The 15,463-nt window shown below is 66.4% G+C and carries 10 protein-coding genes; 4 read left to right on the top strand and 6 right to left on the bottom strand.

All coding sequences use genetic code 11. From position 1 onward, the window contains the following. The 5 genes from KHZ24_11000 to KHZ24_10980 form a co-directional block, all read right to left on the bottom strand. On the bottom strand, positions 1 to 876 hold an 876-nt coding region (locus KHZ24_11000), incomplete at its 3' end, for a hypothetical protein (GenBank protein MBS5451712.1). Between the two features lie 115 nt (positions 877 to 991). Beyond that, positions 992 to 2,602 carry a molybdopterin-dependent oxidoreductase gene (locus tag KHZ24_10995; GenBank protein ID MBS5451711.1) on the bottom strand — a complete coding sequence of 537 codons (1,611 nt, stop codon included), beginning with the start codon at positions 2,600 to 2,602 and terminating at the stop codon, positions 992 to 994. Positions 2,603 to 2,842: 240 nt separating this feature from the next. Further along, positions 2,843 to 4,366 (bottom strand): hypothetical protein, encoded by a 1,524-nt coding sequence (locus KHZ24_10990; protein MBS5451710.1) that lies wholly within the window; start codon positions 4,364 to 4,366, stop codon positions 2,843 to 2,845. Positions 4,367 to 4,375: 9 nt separating this feature from the next. Then, on the bottom strand, positions 4,376 to 4,657 hold the full coding sequence (locus tag KHZ24_10985) for a molybdopterin-binding protein (GenBank protein ID MBS5451709.1): 282 nt from the start codon (positions 4,655 to 4,657) through the stop codon (positions 4,376 to 4,378). 134 nt (positions 4,658 to 4,791) lie between these two features. Next, positions 4,792 to 5,256 (bottom strand): VanZ family protein, encoded by a 465-nt coding sequence (locus KHZ24_10980; protein MBS5451708.1) that lies wholly within the window; start codon positions 5,254 to 5,256, stop codon positions 4,792 to 4,794. A gap of 408 nt (positions 5,257 to 5,664) precedes the next feature. Between KHZ24_10980 and gdhA the strand changes: the two genes are divergently transcribed. Further along, positions 5,665 to 7,020 (top strand): NADP-specific glutamate dehydrogenase, encoded by a 1,356-nt coding sequence (gene gdhA / locus KHZ24_10975; protein ID MBS5451707.1) that lies wholly within the window; start codon positions 5,665 to 5,667, stop codon positions 7,018 to 7,020. 727 nt (positions 7,021 to 7,747) lie between these two features. Beyond that, entirely contained in the window at positions 7,748 to 9,496 is a 1,749-nt protein-coding gene (locus KHZ24_10970) for an ABC transporter substrate-binding protein (GenBank protein MBS5451706.1), read from the top strand. Positions 9,497 to 10,109: 613 nt separating this feature from the next. Here KHZ24_10970 and KHZ24_10965 read toward each other — a convergent pair. Beyond that, positions 10,110 to 11,831 (bottom strand): gamma-glutamyltransferase family protein, encoded by a 1,722-nt coding sequence (locus tag KHZ24_10965; protein ID MBS5451705.1) that lies wholly within the window; start codon positions 11,829 to 11,831, stop codon positions 10,110 to 10,112. A 514-nt stretch (positions 11,832 to 12,345) separates the two neighbouring features. On the opposite strand from KHZ24_10965, the gene KHZ24_10960 reads away from it, so the two are divergent. Both KHZ24_10960 and KHZ24_10955 read left to right on the top strand, forming a co-directional pair. After that, the gene (locus KHZ24_10960; protein ID MBS5451704.1) at positions 12,346 to 13,698 is read left to right on the top strand and encodes an ammonia-forming cytochrome c nitrite reductase subunit c552; all 1,353 of its coding nucleotides are present in this window, start codon (positions 12,346 to 12,348) and stop codon (positions 13,696 to 13,698) included. A 220-nt stretch (positions 13,699 to 13,918) separates the two neighbouring features. Next, positions 13,919 to 15,418, top strand: coding sequence for a DUF3365 domain-containing protein (locus KHZ24_10955; GenBank protein MBS5451703.1), 1,500 nt, complete (start codon positions 13,919 to 13,921; stop codon positions 15,416 to 15,418). Positions 15,419 to 15,463 lie beyond the last annotated feature (45 nt).

Raw genomic sequence — 15,463 nt, 5'->3', positions numbered from 1 at the left:
CTCGACCTCGCCGCCGATCGTCACGATCCACTCGTCGGCCACGGCCGGGTCCGTCGTCGTGCGCCACTCGGCCGGCTCGTTGTTCAGCGACTCGAAGAACATCTGGTCGGTGCCGGAGATGGTCGTCTGGTCGTAGGAGAGCTCGACGTTGGCCTCCTCGGCCGCGACGTCGGTGATGCCCTTGTACAGGTCGTACTTGGCGTAGTCCCACATCTCGTACTGGTTGCCGCCGACCTGCGAGCCGCCGTCGGACAGGTAGTGGCACGAGTCGCAGCTGCCGCCCATGCCCGTGAAGGCCGTGCTGCTGTTGTGGATGCCGTGCAGCGACTTGTACAGGCGGTCGCGGCCGAACTCCTCGTGGCGATGGCAGCCGAGGCAGTCAGAGAGCGTCGTCTGGGCGGGGTAGCCGGCGGCGTACACGTTGTGCTTCGTGCCGAGGCTCATGACGATGTCCTCGAAGCTGGTGTGGCAGCTGAGGCAGCCGCGCTCGTCGGCGTTGAGGTAGCCGACGTTCCAGCCCTTGGGGTCGCTCGGGACGGGCTGGTAGATGTTGCCGAACGAGTCAACGTAGCGCTTGGGCTGGTTGGCCTCGGCGTTGGCAGCGACCTTCTCGGCGTACGTGAGCTTCTCGGTGTAGTCGGCGTAGTTGTCGAGCGACGTGCCGCCGTCCGTGCCGTAGCCGATCGTGTTGCCCAGGCGCGTGTCGGTGCCCACGAGGGCCTTGGCCTCGTCGGACCAGCCCTCCTGGGACGCGGCGGCCGCGCTGTCAGCCGCGGCGGAGTCCTCGGCGAAGGCCGACACGGCGCCGGCGCACGCGAGGCTGCCGGCGAGCATGAGGCCCAGGCCTGCCGTCAGCACCGTTTTCCTGATGTTCATAGTGCCCCCTCTCGTACATGGATGGTTCGGATGGGGCCCGCTGCGGGCCGGCGGATCCTGGCGATCGAGCCGGGCCGCGCAGCGGGTCAGAAGTGCCGTGGTGAAGGAGCCGCGCTTACTCGACGGTGAACAGGAAGTTCGTGTCGAGCGACGGCGGGTACTCGGTGCCGCTCTCGCCCTGGCAGAACGTGCGGATCTTCAGCAGGTAGCAGCCGGGCTCGGGCGGGGTGAAGTCCAGGTACCAGTACGTCCACTTGATGGGGTCGTTGTCGGGCGTCTCCATCTCGACCCAGCTCTGTCCGCCGTCGAGCGAGAACTGGATCTTGCTGATGGGATCGCCGAACGCGTCGGACACGCCCTCGAGGTGCACGGGCTCGCCGTTCTGGAAGACCTTGCCGTCGGGGTAGTTCAGCACGGCGGCGTTCGGGCTGCCGGGCGTCTCCTCCTGTGGCTCGCTGGCCTTCTCAGCGGCCTGCTTGGCCATGGCCTCGTCCGTCACGAAGTTGAACTCCGTGAGCGCCTTGACGAAGCTGGCGGCCGAGTTGCGCGGGATGGCCAGCGTCAGGGGCCAGCCCTGCGTCACGGGCAGCGTCTCGCCGTTGATCTCGGTCACGAGCAGGCACTCGTCCTGGTTGACCTCGTCGAACGTGATGCCCTTGAGGCTGTAGCCGTCCTCGGAGTTGTACTTGATCTTGTTGACGGTGTCGGCCGGCTTCACGTACTCGATGATGTCCTTGACGGGGATGCCGGTGAACTCGGCCTGGAAGATCCAGGCGTTGCCGATGCCGTTGGCGATGCACTGCTGCTTCATCGTGTACGTCTTCGTGCCGAACATCTCCTTGAGCTCGGAGACGCTCGCTTCGATGGGGTTCTCGACCTCGCCGTCGATCGTCACGATCCACTCGTCGGCCACGGCCGGGTCCGTCGTCGTGCGCCAGCTCGTCGGCTCCATCCACAGAGACTTGAAGAACTGCTGCTCCGTATCGGAGATGACCTCCTGGTCGTAGGAGACCTCGAGCTGCGCCTCCTCGGCAGAGACATCGGTCAGGCCCATGTAGTGGTCGTACTTGACCAGGTCCCACATCTCGAATTCGCCCTGCGGCGTCACGAAGTGGCACGACTCGCAGTTGCCGCCGAGCGACTGGAACGCGATGTTGCCGTTGTGGACGCCGTGCAGCGACGTGGACAGCGGGATCTTGCCGTGCAGGCCGCTCGGGCCGTGGCACGACGTGCAGTTCGTGATCGTCAGCGTCGTGGCGTACCCCTCGACATAGACGTCGTGACGCGTGTCCATCTCGATGAGGATGTCCTCGATGGACCGGTGGCAGCTGAGGCAGCCGCGGCCGTCCGCGTTGAGGTACGTGTTGTTCCAGCCGGCCGGGTCGTTCGGCGTCGGCTGGTAGATGTTGCCGAAGTAGTCGACGTAGCGCTTGGGCGCGACTGCCTCAGCGTTGGCGGCGTCACGGTCGGCGTACTCGATGGTGTCGATGTAGTTCTCGTACTCGGCCCAGTAGTCGACGCCACCCTCGTAGCCGGTCGTGTTCGCCATGCGGGTGTCGTTGGCGGCGAGCTCCTTGGCCTCGTCGGACCAGCCCTCCTGGTACGCGGGAGCTGCGTCCTGGCTCGCGGCCTCGTCGGCCAGCGCCACGCCGATGCCGGCGAACGCCAGACTCCCTGCGAGCACGATGCCCAGACCGCCGCCCAGCAGCTTTGCTCCGATGCGCATGCTTCCCCTCCTCCTCTCCTCTTCGTGCGTTTCATGCGGGGCGCGTGCCGTTCGTGCGGTGGCACACATCCGCCCTTGCCTGAAACAACCTTAAGAAAAGGGAGGCGGCGTCGGTAGCTAGAGCTTTCTTTGTAGGCCCCCTCAGGGGCTCATCAGGGGTCAAAAGAAACTATGTAGGCGCTATTTACCTGCGGAAACAAGAGAATGTCCGCGGGTTGAGTGCGGCGTTCTGCGCGGGTGTTACGCGCGCTCTGCGGCGCTTGCAGGGGCGCCCTGCGCATCGATGAGGTCGAGCATTTCCTGTCGGCTGTGCACGCCCATCTTGCGGTAGGCGTGGTTGAGGTGGACGTTGACGGTACCCACGGAGATGCCCAGGGCCTCGGCGATGCGCTGGGCGGTGTTCCCTTTGGCCGCCAGCATCATGACCTCAGTCTCCTTCGCGGTGAGGCGGTACTCCTGCGAGACGCGGTCGCAGCGCATCGTGAAGCGACGGGCCTGGGGCCGATCGCCATCCTTGACGTGGAGCAGCTCGACGAACGTCCTCTCGTCGACGACGAACAGGAACGCCGCGAACACGAGCACGGCGGCCAGGACGGCGAACGCGACCTGCAGGCGGAAGCTCGCAGCCACGGCGGGGGCGAGCTGGCGTCCGAGCAGGATGCCCACGAGGCAGCCTCCGTTGGCGACGCCGAGCCCCAGCGCGTAGCTCACGCGCGCGTTCAGGCCGTGGATGAAGCTGACCTGGGCGAACAGGACCTCGATGATCAGGTAGAACATCATGCGGCACACGAGGTTGGCCGTATCGGTGGCGAGGCCGAGCCCCTGCAGCGCGGGCATGAGGGCGAGCAGCAGCGCCATGACGAGCATGAGCACGTGGTTGATGCGGCCGATGCTGTCGCGCTCGGGGCGGGCGAGCGACACGAGCGCCACGAGGACGGACGCGATGAGCGTGGCGAGCAGCAGCGCCCAGGGATAGATGGGGTCGGCCACGGCGCCGGGCGCCTGGAAGAGCATGCGCGAGAAGCTCTCGGAGAAGCCGAGCAGTGCGACGCCGACCAGGGCGCGGGCGAACGTCGCGAGCGGGCGGGCGGCGGGCTCGCCGGGCTGGTCGGCCAGGGGGCGCGCCGAGGCGGGTGCCGGCAGGGCGTCCGTGACGAACAAGGCGGCGCCTGCCAGCGGAAGGGCCGTCGTCACGATCGTTGCCACCAGCGGGGGCAGGGCTGCCACGAGTATGAACACGATGGCGGCAAAGGCGAACGCCGCTCCGATGTAGACGCCCGTCCGTCGGCTGTAGCGCATGGTGAACGAGGCTCCCCAGCACCAGCACTGCATGGCGGAGCCCACGCCCGAGAGCACAGAGGCCAGCGGTACCCAGGGAGACTGCCCCGGAGTGGCCGGCCCGCCCACCTCGAGCAGCAGCGTGCAGATTGCCAACGTCACGCTGGCGACGAGCATGGAGACGCGCGCGTTGTGCCACGGGCCGCGCGCCGGCGCGTCCGGCTCTCGTGTGATGAAGCGCGACCACGGCACGGCGCCGACGAGCGAGATGGCGACGAAGCCGAGGCACCAGGCCATCGTGACGTTGCCAAGGCGCATGACGTCACCCATGGACGCGCCGTGGATGACGGGGCTGAACAGCATGATGAACAGCCATGCCTGCAGAAAGCCCTTGCCCAGGATGGGCCGCAAAATGTCTGCCTTGCCGCCCGGGCAAGGCTCAGGTTCTGGTGCGGGGCTGGGCTGGAGGGCGCTGCGGGGCGACATGGCGACGGCCTACTCCTCGACGATGAGCGTTGCCTCGGCGGCGATGGGGCTCTTGCGGCCGTCCTCCGTGACGGAGCGCACCTTGAGCTGGTACGTGCCGGGCTGCTTCGGCGTGTAGGCGTACGTCCAATGCACCATGAGGTTGGGGTCGGACGCGCTCGTGTCATACGTGGCGTACGTCTTCCAGTCGTCGAACGTGAACTCGACGGCGACGATGTGGCGGCCGTAGTCGTCGGCGTACCCCTCGAACGTGATGGTCTGGCCGACCTTGCACAGCTTGGGAGGAATCATGGGGACGGATCCTTTCCGATGCGGATGTTGGACAGGCGCGGCGCTTTTGGGCGGGCGTGGCTCCCTCCTGCCGCAGCTCCGCGCGCATGTCTCCCATGATACGAGTATCTGCCGCCTAAAAAAGGCTGCGCAGGCTAATTCTTGTTGCTGTGCGCCTCGGGCGCATCTGGGCGACGCTCAGGCCTCAGCGCACCGAAGGCGAAGCTGAGCAGCAGCGTGATGAGGCAGCCGGTCGCGGCGCCGCTGATGTCGATCCACACGTCGCTCACCATGCTGCCGCGCCCGTCGGAGAACAGCTGGATCGTCTCGTCGACGAGCGGCGTGAGCACGAGCAGCAGCGCCACGGCGAGCGCCCTGGCGGTCCGATGCCCCTGGGCGGCGCGGTGCGGTCGCAGCGCCTGCATGGCCACGAGTCCCAGGCACAGGTACTCGGTGAAGTGGGCGGCCTTGCGGACGATGTGCTCCGTGAGCCAGCCCGCGGGGATGCCCAGAGACGCCATGCCCTGCTGGATCATCTCGAGCACGCCGGAGCTCAGCTCGCCGCTCTGCTGCCCGGGCACCATGGAGTTGCCCCAGATGATGCACATGAGCACGACCATGGCGACGAGCCACGGCAGGCAGACACGCTGAGAGCGGGAAGTGCCCGCGAGGCCCTGTCCCGAGCCGGACGCGTTGGGTGTTGGTGATGCGAGCAAGGTGGTTCGTCCTTTCTGATGCGCGATTCCGCCCACTGCCCATCATAGCGGCTCGGGTGCTGGCGTGCGTTCTGCGTCCCGCGCCTCGGATAACTCTCCCGAGTGCGTGTCGCGCGCTCTGTATGCATCGCGTGGCGGGTTTGTTGCCGGGGCGTGTCCGTTTGTGCGCCTCTGTTAAATCCCCGTGTCAGGGCTTTTTCGGCGGCGGGACGCTGTGGCAGGCTTCGTTCACAAACACAAGTCCGTGCCTTCCCGCAGCGCCCGCTTGCGATGCCGGGCGTCTGGCCCCGAGACGAATCGGAGGATCATTCCATGAGTTATGTGCAGCGCGTCATCGACCTCGTGAAGCAGAAGGACCCGAACCAGCCTGAGTTCATCCAGGCCGTCACCGAGGTTCTGACGTCGCTCGAGCCTGTTCTGGACGCGCATCCCGAGTACGAGCGGGCCAAGATCCTCGAGCGCCTCGTCGAGCCCGAGCGCGTCGTGCAGTTCCGCGTGCCGTGGATCGACGACAGCGGCGAGGTGCAGATCAACCGCGGCTTCCGCGTCGAGTACAACTCGGCCATCGGGCCCTACAAGGGCGGCCTGCGCTTCAACCCGACCGTCTACCTGGGCATGCTCAAGTTCCTCGGCTTCGAGCAGGTGTTCAAGAACGCGTTGACGACGCTGCCGATGGGCGGCGGCAAGGGCGGCTCGGACTTCGACCCCAAGGGCAAGTCCAACCGCGAGATCATGCACTTCTGCCAGAGCTTCATGACGGAGCTCTCGCGCCACATCGGCCCGAACACCGACGTGCCTGCCGGCGACCTGGGCGTGGGCGGTCGCGAGATCGGCTACCTGTTCGGCCAGTACAAGCGCCTGCGCAACGAGTGGAGCGGCGTGCTCACCGGCAAGGGCCTCGAGTTCGGCGGCTCGCTGGCGCGCACGGAGGCTACGGGCTACGGCCTGGTGTACTTCGTCGACGAGTACCTCAAGTGCCACGGCGACTCGTTCGCCGGCAAGACGGTCGTCGTGCACGGCTCGGGCAACGTCGCCATCTACGCCGTGCAGAAGGTCACGCAGCTCGGCGGCAAGGTCGTAGCCTGCTCCGACACGAAGGGCTGGATCTACGACGCCGAGGGCATCGACTACAAGGTGCTCGAGGACATCTACAACGCCAAGCGCTCCGGCCACGACAAGGGCGTGAGCCTGGCCATGTACGTCGACCAGCGCCCCGGCGCCGAGTGGCACGAGGGCGACGGCCGTGGCGTGTGGCAGATCCCGTGCGACGTCGCGCTGCCGTGCGCTCGCGAGAACACGCTGCACCTCGAGGACGCCAAGGCGCTCGTCGCCAACGGCTGCAAGGTCGTCGGCGAGGGCGCGAACATGCCGACGACGCTCGACGCCACGGCGTACCTGCAGGAGAACGGCGTCGCGTTCTTCCCGGGCAAGGCTGCCAACGCTGGCGGCGTCGCGGTGTCCGGCCTGGAGATGAGCCAGAACTCCGAGCGCCTGAGCTGGACGTTCGAGGAGGTCGACTCCCGCCTCGAGACCATCATGCGTGGCATCTACCACACGTGCGACGACGCGGCCCGCGCGTACGGCCACGAGGGCAACTACGTCATGGGCGCCAACATCGCCGGCTTCAAGAAGGTCGCCGACGCCATGATGGCCCAGGGCATCGTGTAAGAAAGATCCTCGCAGAGGCCGCCTGCCAAGGCGCCGTTCTCGGAATCGTCCGAGGGCGGCGCCTTATTGCGTGCGTGGGGACAGGCTGCGCCACCCGGCCTTGCGGCGCCGGCCGAAGCAGCCTTTTTTGCGCACGGGGGCGGGTGGCACTCGCGGGTTTTCGACATCGAGGCGGGAGGTAGCCCCTTGAGGTTGGAGGCGGCCCCTTTTTGCGCGCGGGAGCGGAGGCGCGGGCGCACGCCGCGTGTGGCGGGAGTCCGCGGGCGGCCGCAGCTGATGGTGCGCCCCTTCTGTGCGCACGCTCGCTCACGGTGATCCGGCCCGTGCGGCGGGGTCTGCGCGCGGCCGCAGCTTCGGGGCGCCTTTTTGGCCAAACGGCGCCGTTGTGTATGGTGTCCCTGCTGGGGCCGGGTTCGCTCGCGATGGGCCTTCGCCCGCGACCTGCGGTTTTGCGAGCTGTCTCTGTCGGCTCTGCTCGAGCGCGGAAGATAGGCCATACACGGCGCACGATCTTGGCCAACAACCGGCCGCAGCTTGCGAATCGAGGGGGTCGGCGGACTCTCGGAGTCTCCTCTGCACCGGGTGCCCTCAATCAGGGCGATTCGTGAGGATTTGCGGCGTAGTCGGGAATTTAACGTGTCTGACTCCTCTCGCCTCGGACAAGGCCTAAGATGCCGTGCATCTAATCGCCAAATCATGCAAAATGGTTGGGAGAGTATCGATGAATATGCAATATTGCGAATCTGCACTGTCCAGCAGCAAGACACAGGCGCCCTCCGTGACGCGTCGTGGCTTCCTCGCCGGCGCCGCAGCCACGGCTGGCCTGCTTGCGCTCGGTTCCAAAGGACTCGCTTCCACGCCTGCGATTGCTGCTGAGGGCTCCGACTACAAGGGTCCCGACGCCGACACGTCCGCTGCCGTCCAGGGCGGCACGCTCAACTGGTTCATCATCAACCCCGCCGGCATCGAGCCGTTCTCCTCGTCTGAGAACAACGGCTGCATGGTGACCTACGCGCTGTTCGACACGCTGACGGCGCTCAACAACTTCGATGGCCAGGTCACGCCGCTCGCGGCCGAGAGCTGGGAGTCCAACGACGACGCGACGCAGTTCACGTTCCACCTGCGCAAGGACGCCACGTTCCACAACGGCGCGCCCGTCACGTCGAAGGACTTCAAGTACAGCTGGGAGCGCATCTGCAAGCACGACTTCAAGCCGTCTCCCTCGACGCAGGGCTCCATCATCACGATGGTGAAGGGCGCCACGGAGATGCAGTCCGGTCAGGCCTCCGAGCTCGCCATCGAGTGCCCCGACGACTACACGCTCGTTGTGAACCTGACGCAGCCGTTTGCCGACTTTCCCATCATCACGACGCATCCCTCGACGGCGCCGGTGCCTGCGGGCTCGACGGATACTGAGGAGGACTTCCAGAAGTTCCGCGTCGCGCCCATCGGCAACGGCCCGTTCCAGATGGACGGCCAGTGGGAGGACGGTCAGCGCATCGTCGTGAAGCGCTACGAGGGCTACACGGGCGAGAAGCCGTTCATCGACGGCGTCAACTTTGCCATCTACGCTGATGACGACACGGCGTGGTCGGAGTTCCAGGCCGGCAACCTCGACTTCACGCTCATCCCCAACGGCCAGTTCACGGCCTCGACGACGATGTACGGCACGGCGGAGGTCGACGGCAACCTCGTGAACCCCGGCAAGCAGGTGCTCTCGGGCAAGGAGACGACTGTCTACTGCATCATCTGCAACAACGAAGACGCCGTGATGAGCAACAAGGACCTGCGCATCGCCCTGTCCTATGCCATCAACCGCCAGGCCATCTGCACGACGGTGCTTGAGAACTCGCGCACGCCTGTCGATGACGTGCTGCCGCCGTCGCTCGCCGGCTATCAGGCGGGCACCTGGGAGCACTGCCCGGCCGAGAGCGACAAGGACAAGGCAGCCGAGTACCTCGACAAGGCGGGCTACCCGGCCGACGCAAACGGCAAGCGCAACCTGTCGCTGACGCTGTCGACGAACACGGGCTCGGGCAACGAGGACATCTTCACGATGATCCAGGCCGACCTGCAGGCCGTGGGCATCGATGCGACGATCGAGACGCAGGAGTGGGCCGCCTACCTCGACGCCCTGACGGCGGGCGACTACCAGATCGGCCGCATGGGCTTCACGGCTGACGCGCCGAGCGCCTACTCCTACCTGCAGGACGCGTTCTTCAAGGGCGCGGGCAGCAACTACTGCAAGTACGACAACCCCGAGTTCGAGGCGGCGCTCAACGAGGCGGCAGGCAAGACGGATGCCGACGAGCGCGCTGCGGGCTACCAGGCCGCTGACAAGATCGTGGCCGAGGACTTCCCGCTCATCCCGCTGTGCGTGTACGGCCACGGCTACGTGTGCTCGGGCCGCGTGAACAACCTGCTCATGAACATGATGGGCTACGCGCGCTTCAACCGCTGCTGGCTGAGCGCGTAGGGCGCAGGCTCTGCTGATATGGGCCACCGAGGCCGCCGGGCCGTCGAGAAGGACGGTCTGGCGGCCTTTTTGCGCGCTCGAGCATGCGGGGGCGGGGCTTTTCGAGACGGGGAAGGTGCCTGGGCACCCAGAGAAGGACGAGAAGGGGTCCGCGTGGCCAAAAGGTGCCCGCTTTGCGAGTGGACAGGCGCGCTGCTAGCTATGGCATCCGAGAAAACCGCAGGTCGATAGGACACGTTTTCCTGGCGGTGAGCATCTGACACCAGAAATCCTCGCAAAGCAGGTACTTTTTGGCCAACGAGGCGGCCTCTGGTACTGCTCTGCCTTTCTGGACGCGGAGATCGCGCCCGTTGGCACGCCGGGATTGCGGCGGAGCTCGTGGAGCCGGATTAGCCGGGTGCGGCGAGGCGGTCCAGCCTGCCATGCGGGAAGCGCCACCTTCCGTGGGCAGCGATTTCCGCATGTGCCAGCGGTTGCAGGGAAGCCCCGGTCGCCGCCCTTCCGATGCGGGGCGATGGCCGGGGCTTGGTTATCGGGTTCTCGCCGGGCGCCGCCCCGAGCGGGCGCATTGGCCTCGCGAGGCGAGTCGCTTGTTCTCGGGCGTCTCGTCTTCCTACCAGCAGGCGATGAGGCTATCCGTGCGGCTCTCGCATCCGCCGACGAGCGTGTCGTTGTCCAGCCGCACGATCATCTGGCCGCGGCCGAACTCGCTGGTATCGAGCTCGACGCGCACGCGGTGGCCGCGCCGCGCCAGCTTGCGGGCCAGCTCCGCATCGAAGCGGTCCTCGACGATGAGCGAGCCGTCGCGCAGCCACTGCCAGCGCGGCGCGTCGAGCGCCTGCTGCGGGTCGAGCCGCCCGTCGACGTAGTTGCAGACGACCTGCACGTGGCCCTGCGGCTGCATGTAGCCGCCCATGACGCCGAACGGCCCCACGGGGCGGCCGTCGCGCATGAGGAAGCCGGGGATGATTGTGTGGTACGTGCGCTTGCCCGGCGCCAACGCGTTGGCAGCCGTCGGGTCGAGCGAGAAGTCGTGTCCGCGGTTCTGCAGGGCGACGCCCGTCCCGCGCACGACGATGCCTGAGCCGAATCCCATGTAGTTCGACTGGATGTAGCTCACCATGTTGCCCTCGGCGTCGGCGCAGCACAGGTAGACCGTGTTGCTATGCGGCGGCAGCGTGGGCCCGAAGTCCTGCGCATGCTCGCTGATGCGCGCCGCGCGGCGGGCGCACAGCTCGGGCGTCAGCAGCTCGTGGGGGTCGACGTCCATGCGCGTGGGGTCCGTGACGTGGGCGAATGCGTCGGCAAACGCGAGCTTCATCGCCTCGATCTGCCGGTGGAGCGCCAAGTCGGGCTCGATGCTGTCCGTGCGCCCGGAGCCTCCGAACGCCAGCGAGCCTCCCGGTGCCGCGAGGGGGCCGCCGAGCCCGTCGAGCGCCTCGAGCGTCCCCAGCGCCATGAGCGCGGCGATGCCCTGGCCGTTGGGCGGAATCTCGCAGACGGTGTAGCCGTGGTAGTCGACGCTCAGCGGTTCGACCCACTGCGGCTCGAACGCGGCGAGGTCCTCATAGCGCAGGTAGCCGCCGTGCGCGCGGCTGTCGGCGTCGATGGCGCGCGCGATGTCGCCCGAGTAGAACGCGGCGGCGTCCGTGGCACCGATCGCCTCAAGCGTGTCGGCGTGGTGGGGCAGCGTGACGAGCTCGCCGGCCAGCGGTGCACGGCCCTGCGGCGCGAACGTGACGAACCACTCGGCGAAGGCATCCTCACCGGCCAGTGGCGCGTACTTGTCGAACGAGCGCTGCCACATGAGCGAGAGGTTCGGCGCGCAGGGATAGCCCTCGCGGGCGTAGCGCACGGCCGGCGCGAGGTTGTCGGCCAGGGAGCGGCGGCCGAAGCGCTTCGTGAGCGCCGCCCAAGCGCCGGGAGCGCCCGAGACGGTGACGGGCGTCCACCCGAGCTTGGGCATCTTGCCATCCTCGGCGCGCCCGTCGGCGAGGACGCGCTCGATGGAGATGGCCGCCGGGGCGGGGCCGCTCGAGTTGAGGCCGTAGAGCTTCTGGTCGCGCGCCGACCACACGAGGGCGAACGCATCGGAGCCGATGCCGTTGGCCGTGGGCTCCACGACGGTGAGCGCGCTGGCCGCGGCAACGGCGGCGTCGACGGCCGTGCCTCCGGCTCGCAGGGCCTCAAGGCCGGCCGCGGCCGCCTGGGGCGAGGAACAGTTCACCATGCCGCCGCGGGCGTACACGGGATAGCGGCGCGAGGGATGGCGCTGGTACGTGGGGTCGAACGGGGCCAGCGGAGTCGGGGCGGCGGGGGAGGGCGTGTCTGCCATGGATGCCTCTTTCGGGATGTCGTGCCGGCGTGGGGGGTGGACCCGGCCGGTCGGGCTGTCGGATCGTGTGCGCGCCCATGCTACCATCGCGGGCGCGTCGCGGGCTCTTTGCATGCGACGAGCGTTTCTTGGACAAGCATCGCGGTCATGTATGGGCAAGCAGGGCCGGACGGGCCTGCGCCCCAAAGCTGAAAGGCGAAACTGCAGCTCGACGGATCCTTCGTGTCGAGGTTGCGGCGCGGGCCATACACAGGTTGGATTCCTGTCCGCGAAATGCTGCCGTGCGTGCGAGAGGGGCTCGCGACTCCGCACCGCAGTTCGCTATGCTCCACCGTGGTACATGCCATTCCTTGCAGTTTCGCAATGCGAATACAAATCTCCGGCAATTCAGCCTGCCTTCAGGCTCGCCTATGCTTGGTGCCATGCATCTGGGAGGTTCCCTCGCGCCTAGGCAATCTCTGGCGAGGTTGGTTGCGGCGCACCAATCGTGAGGGACACAGGGAGAGGAAGACGTATGCACAAGCACGCCAGGAAGTGGGCCTTCGCGGGCTCGTCAATCGTCGCGTTTTGCGCTGCCGTAGGGGTGAGCGCTGCACTGTGCGCTTCAGCGCCGCAGGCTCTGGCAGCCGACGGAGCTCAAGAGCCGACAAAGGAGGAGATCACCGCAGTTGCGCAGTCCGATCCTTCTTCGGTCACCGAGGACGAATGGGGCGTGCTGTATCCTCTCGAGTACGGCTCGTATCACCAGAGTACGGTCAAGGCCGATGGCCAGCCGCACGGCCACTACGACCTCAAGGCTAAGCTGCTTGCCCCGGTCGTGCGCGACGGCACGACACTCATCACCGACGATAGCGGCAACTATGCCATCTCTGGCTTTGAGTATGACGAGGCGAGTCACCAGTGGGTCATCGCCGAGGATCAGCTTGGCGCTGTGGCCGCCCAGGAGTTCAAGCAGGGCTGCTTCTCGTGCAAGACGTCGAACTTTGACATCGTCTACGAGGAGAAGGGGCCCGGCATCTTCGTGGCCGAGCTCGACCAGGACTTCGTCGACACCGTTGATGGCCAGGTGTGGGACTGCAAGACCTGCCACGATGGAGACCCGTCCTCGAGCGCGCCCGACGCCCAGCTCACGTACTGGTCGCAACTGGCTCGCGATGCGTACGACGACTTCGACGCCGCCGAGCGTGCTTGCGGCCAGTGCCACAACTCGCTGGACTATCGCTCGCACATCACCGACCAGGAGACGATGGACGGTTTTGCTCCGTATCAGTTCGGCACGGACATTGACGCGCTGTACGACGCGGTCGTTGAGGACGGCATCTGCGGCGTTGACGAGGAGACGGGCGCACTCGTCTCGACGCTGTCTCACCCCGATGTTGAATTCACCCAGGGTAGCGCGATGCGCGAGCTGGGTGTGACGTGCGTGAGCTGCCACATGCCGCAGGCCACCGACGAGCAGACGGGTGCCACGTACACGAGCCACAACGCCTCGGGCTCGCCGCTTGAGAGCGAGGACTCGCTGAACTACTGTCTGAGCTGCCACTCCGCGCAGGGCATTGAGACGACGGCCGACATGAAGGCCATGGTCAAAGAGCGCCAGGCCGAGGCCGCCGAGATCGAGAAGGCCGCCGACGAGAAGCGTACCGAGGTGCACGAGCTGCTGGCTCAGGCCAACCAGAGCGGCGCCGTTGACGAGGCCACGCTGCAGGAGGCACGCGACAAGTACTCCCGCGCCGACGCGTACCTACAGGCCGTCATGGGCTCGGCCGATTACGGCGTGAAGGTCGCCCACAATCCGATGGCGACCGACAACTACACGGCGCAGGCGAGTGCCCTGCTCGACGAGGTCAAGGAATTGCTTGCGTAGGCTCTGAAGGTGCCTGCGTGGCGCAAAGGTTGCATAGGCGGCGAGACGTGCTTCGGCGCGTCTCGCCGCTTTGCTTTTCGTACAATGGGCGCGGGTTGAGGCGAGGGGAGACTTAATGGGCGGCCATGGGGAGACGAGGCAAGCGGCGGCGCGTCAGGGCGTTGGGCGGTTCTTGGCAAAGGATCGGGATCCCGCGCCGCACGAGGCCCTGCCCCGTCGCATGTCGGCGAGATTCGGTCTCGTCATCGTCGCGGTCGTCACCGTTGCCGCCTGCATCTACCTTGTGTGGACGCACGTCGCCCAGCAGCAGGGCGTCCAGGACAAGGCGCTGACCGAGGCGCGCACGCTCAACGCAGAGATGACGGCCGTGTGGGACTACATCGACCAGTCCCAGAACGCCATCAACTTCAATGCAGACGGCTCCTATGACTTCAAGGGAATCTACTGCGCCGTGGCCGGCAAGGGCATTGCCCGCCGCTTTACGAACGAAGCCGAGGGCTATGTGATCCGCTACGTTCGAGAAGACCCGCGCACGGCGACCGACGAGCCCGACGCCTTCGAGCAGGCGGCGCTTGACAGCTTTAGGGAGGACGCCTCGACGACGGAGTATTACGGTCGCGACACCTACGAAGGCCAGAGCATGTTCCGCTATGTCTCGTTGCTCACGATCAAACACAACTGCCTCGACTGTCACGGGTCTCCTGCTGGCGAGTTCGATGAGACGGGCTTTATCAAGGAGGGCATGGCGCTGGGCGATATGGCGGGGGCGGTGAGCATCATGATCCCGCTTGCGCCATATGAGGCGGAGGCGACGGCGGGGCTCGTCCGCTCTGTCGTGTTCTTTGTCGTGCTTGCCGTGGCGATCGTGCTCATTGTGCGATTCGCGCTGAATCGTTGGGTCACGCAACCCCTGAAGGCTGCCAACGTACGCCTGCGGTCCGAAAACGAGGCCAAGGCTGACTTTCTGGCTGTCATGAGTCACGAGCTTCGCACTCCGCTGTCGTCCATTATCGCGTTCACGGAGATCTGGGAGAAGCGCATGCGGGAACGCGGCGGCGGTGCAGGCCGCGAGGGGGCCGATGTTGACGATGCGCGCCTACTGAGCGAGATAAAGGAAAACAGTCAGGTGTTGCTCGAGATGGTGAACAATACGATTGACGTTGCCAAGATCGAGGAGAATCGCCTGGAGATCACTCGCGATGAGGTGGATGTCGTCGACGTGCTTGGCATGGTGGGAAGCGTTGTCGAGCCGCTGGCGCTCAAACAAGGCATCCGCTTGACCAAGCACGTGGATGCGGACGTGCCTATTGTTTATACCGATGCTGAGGCCTTGCGCAAGATCGTGATGAACCTTGCGAGCAACGCCGTGAAGTTTACGGAGCGCGGCGGTGAGGTGGCCATTGGAGTGCGGATGGGCGATGGCGAGCGGGGCGCCGTGTCGATTCGCGAGCTCGTTATCACGGTGAGCGACACGGGGTGCGGCATCCCGGAGGAGGAGTTCGAGCGCATCTTCGGCAAGTTCAGCCAGTCGGGCTTTGAGATGGCCTCGTCTTCGCAGGGGAGCGGACTGGGGCTCTACCTTGTGCGAACGCTCGCCGAGCGTCTGGGCGGCAGCGTGAGCGTGCAAAGCGAGGTGGGTCGTGGCAGCGTGTTCACGGTGACGCTGCCCCTGGATCCCTTCGTTTCGGATGCTGGCGACCTGTCTGCGCGAGGTGAGTAGGGGCGCTTTCATGACGACGAGCGTCGCTGGCTGTTGGCGAGTGAA

It is taken from the genome of Coriobacteriia bacterium, from assembly GCA_018368455.1.
GTDB lineage: Bacteria > Actinomycetota > Coriobacteriia > Coriobacteriales > UMGS124 > JAGZEG01.
The sequence above is the reverse complement of the archived record's forward strand: the minus strand, read 5'-3'. Positions and strand labels throughout refer to the sequence as shown.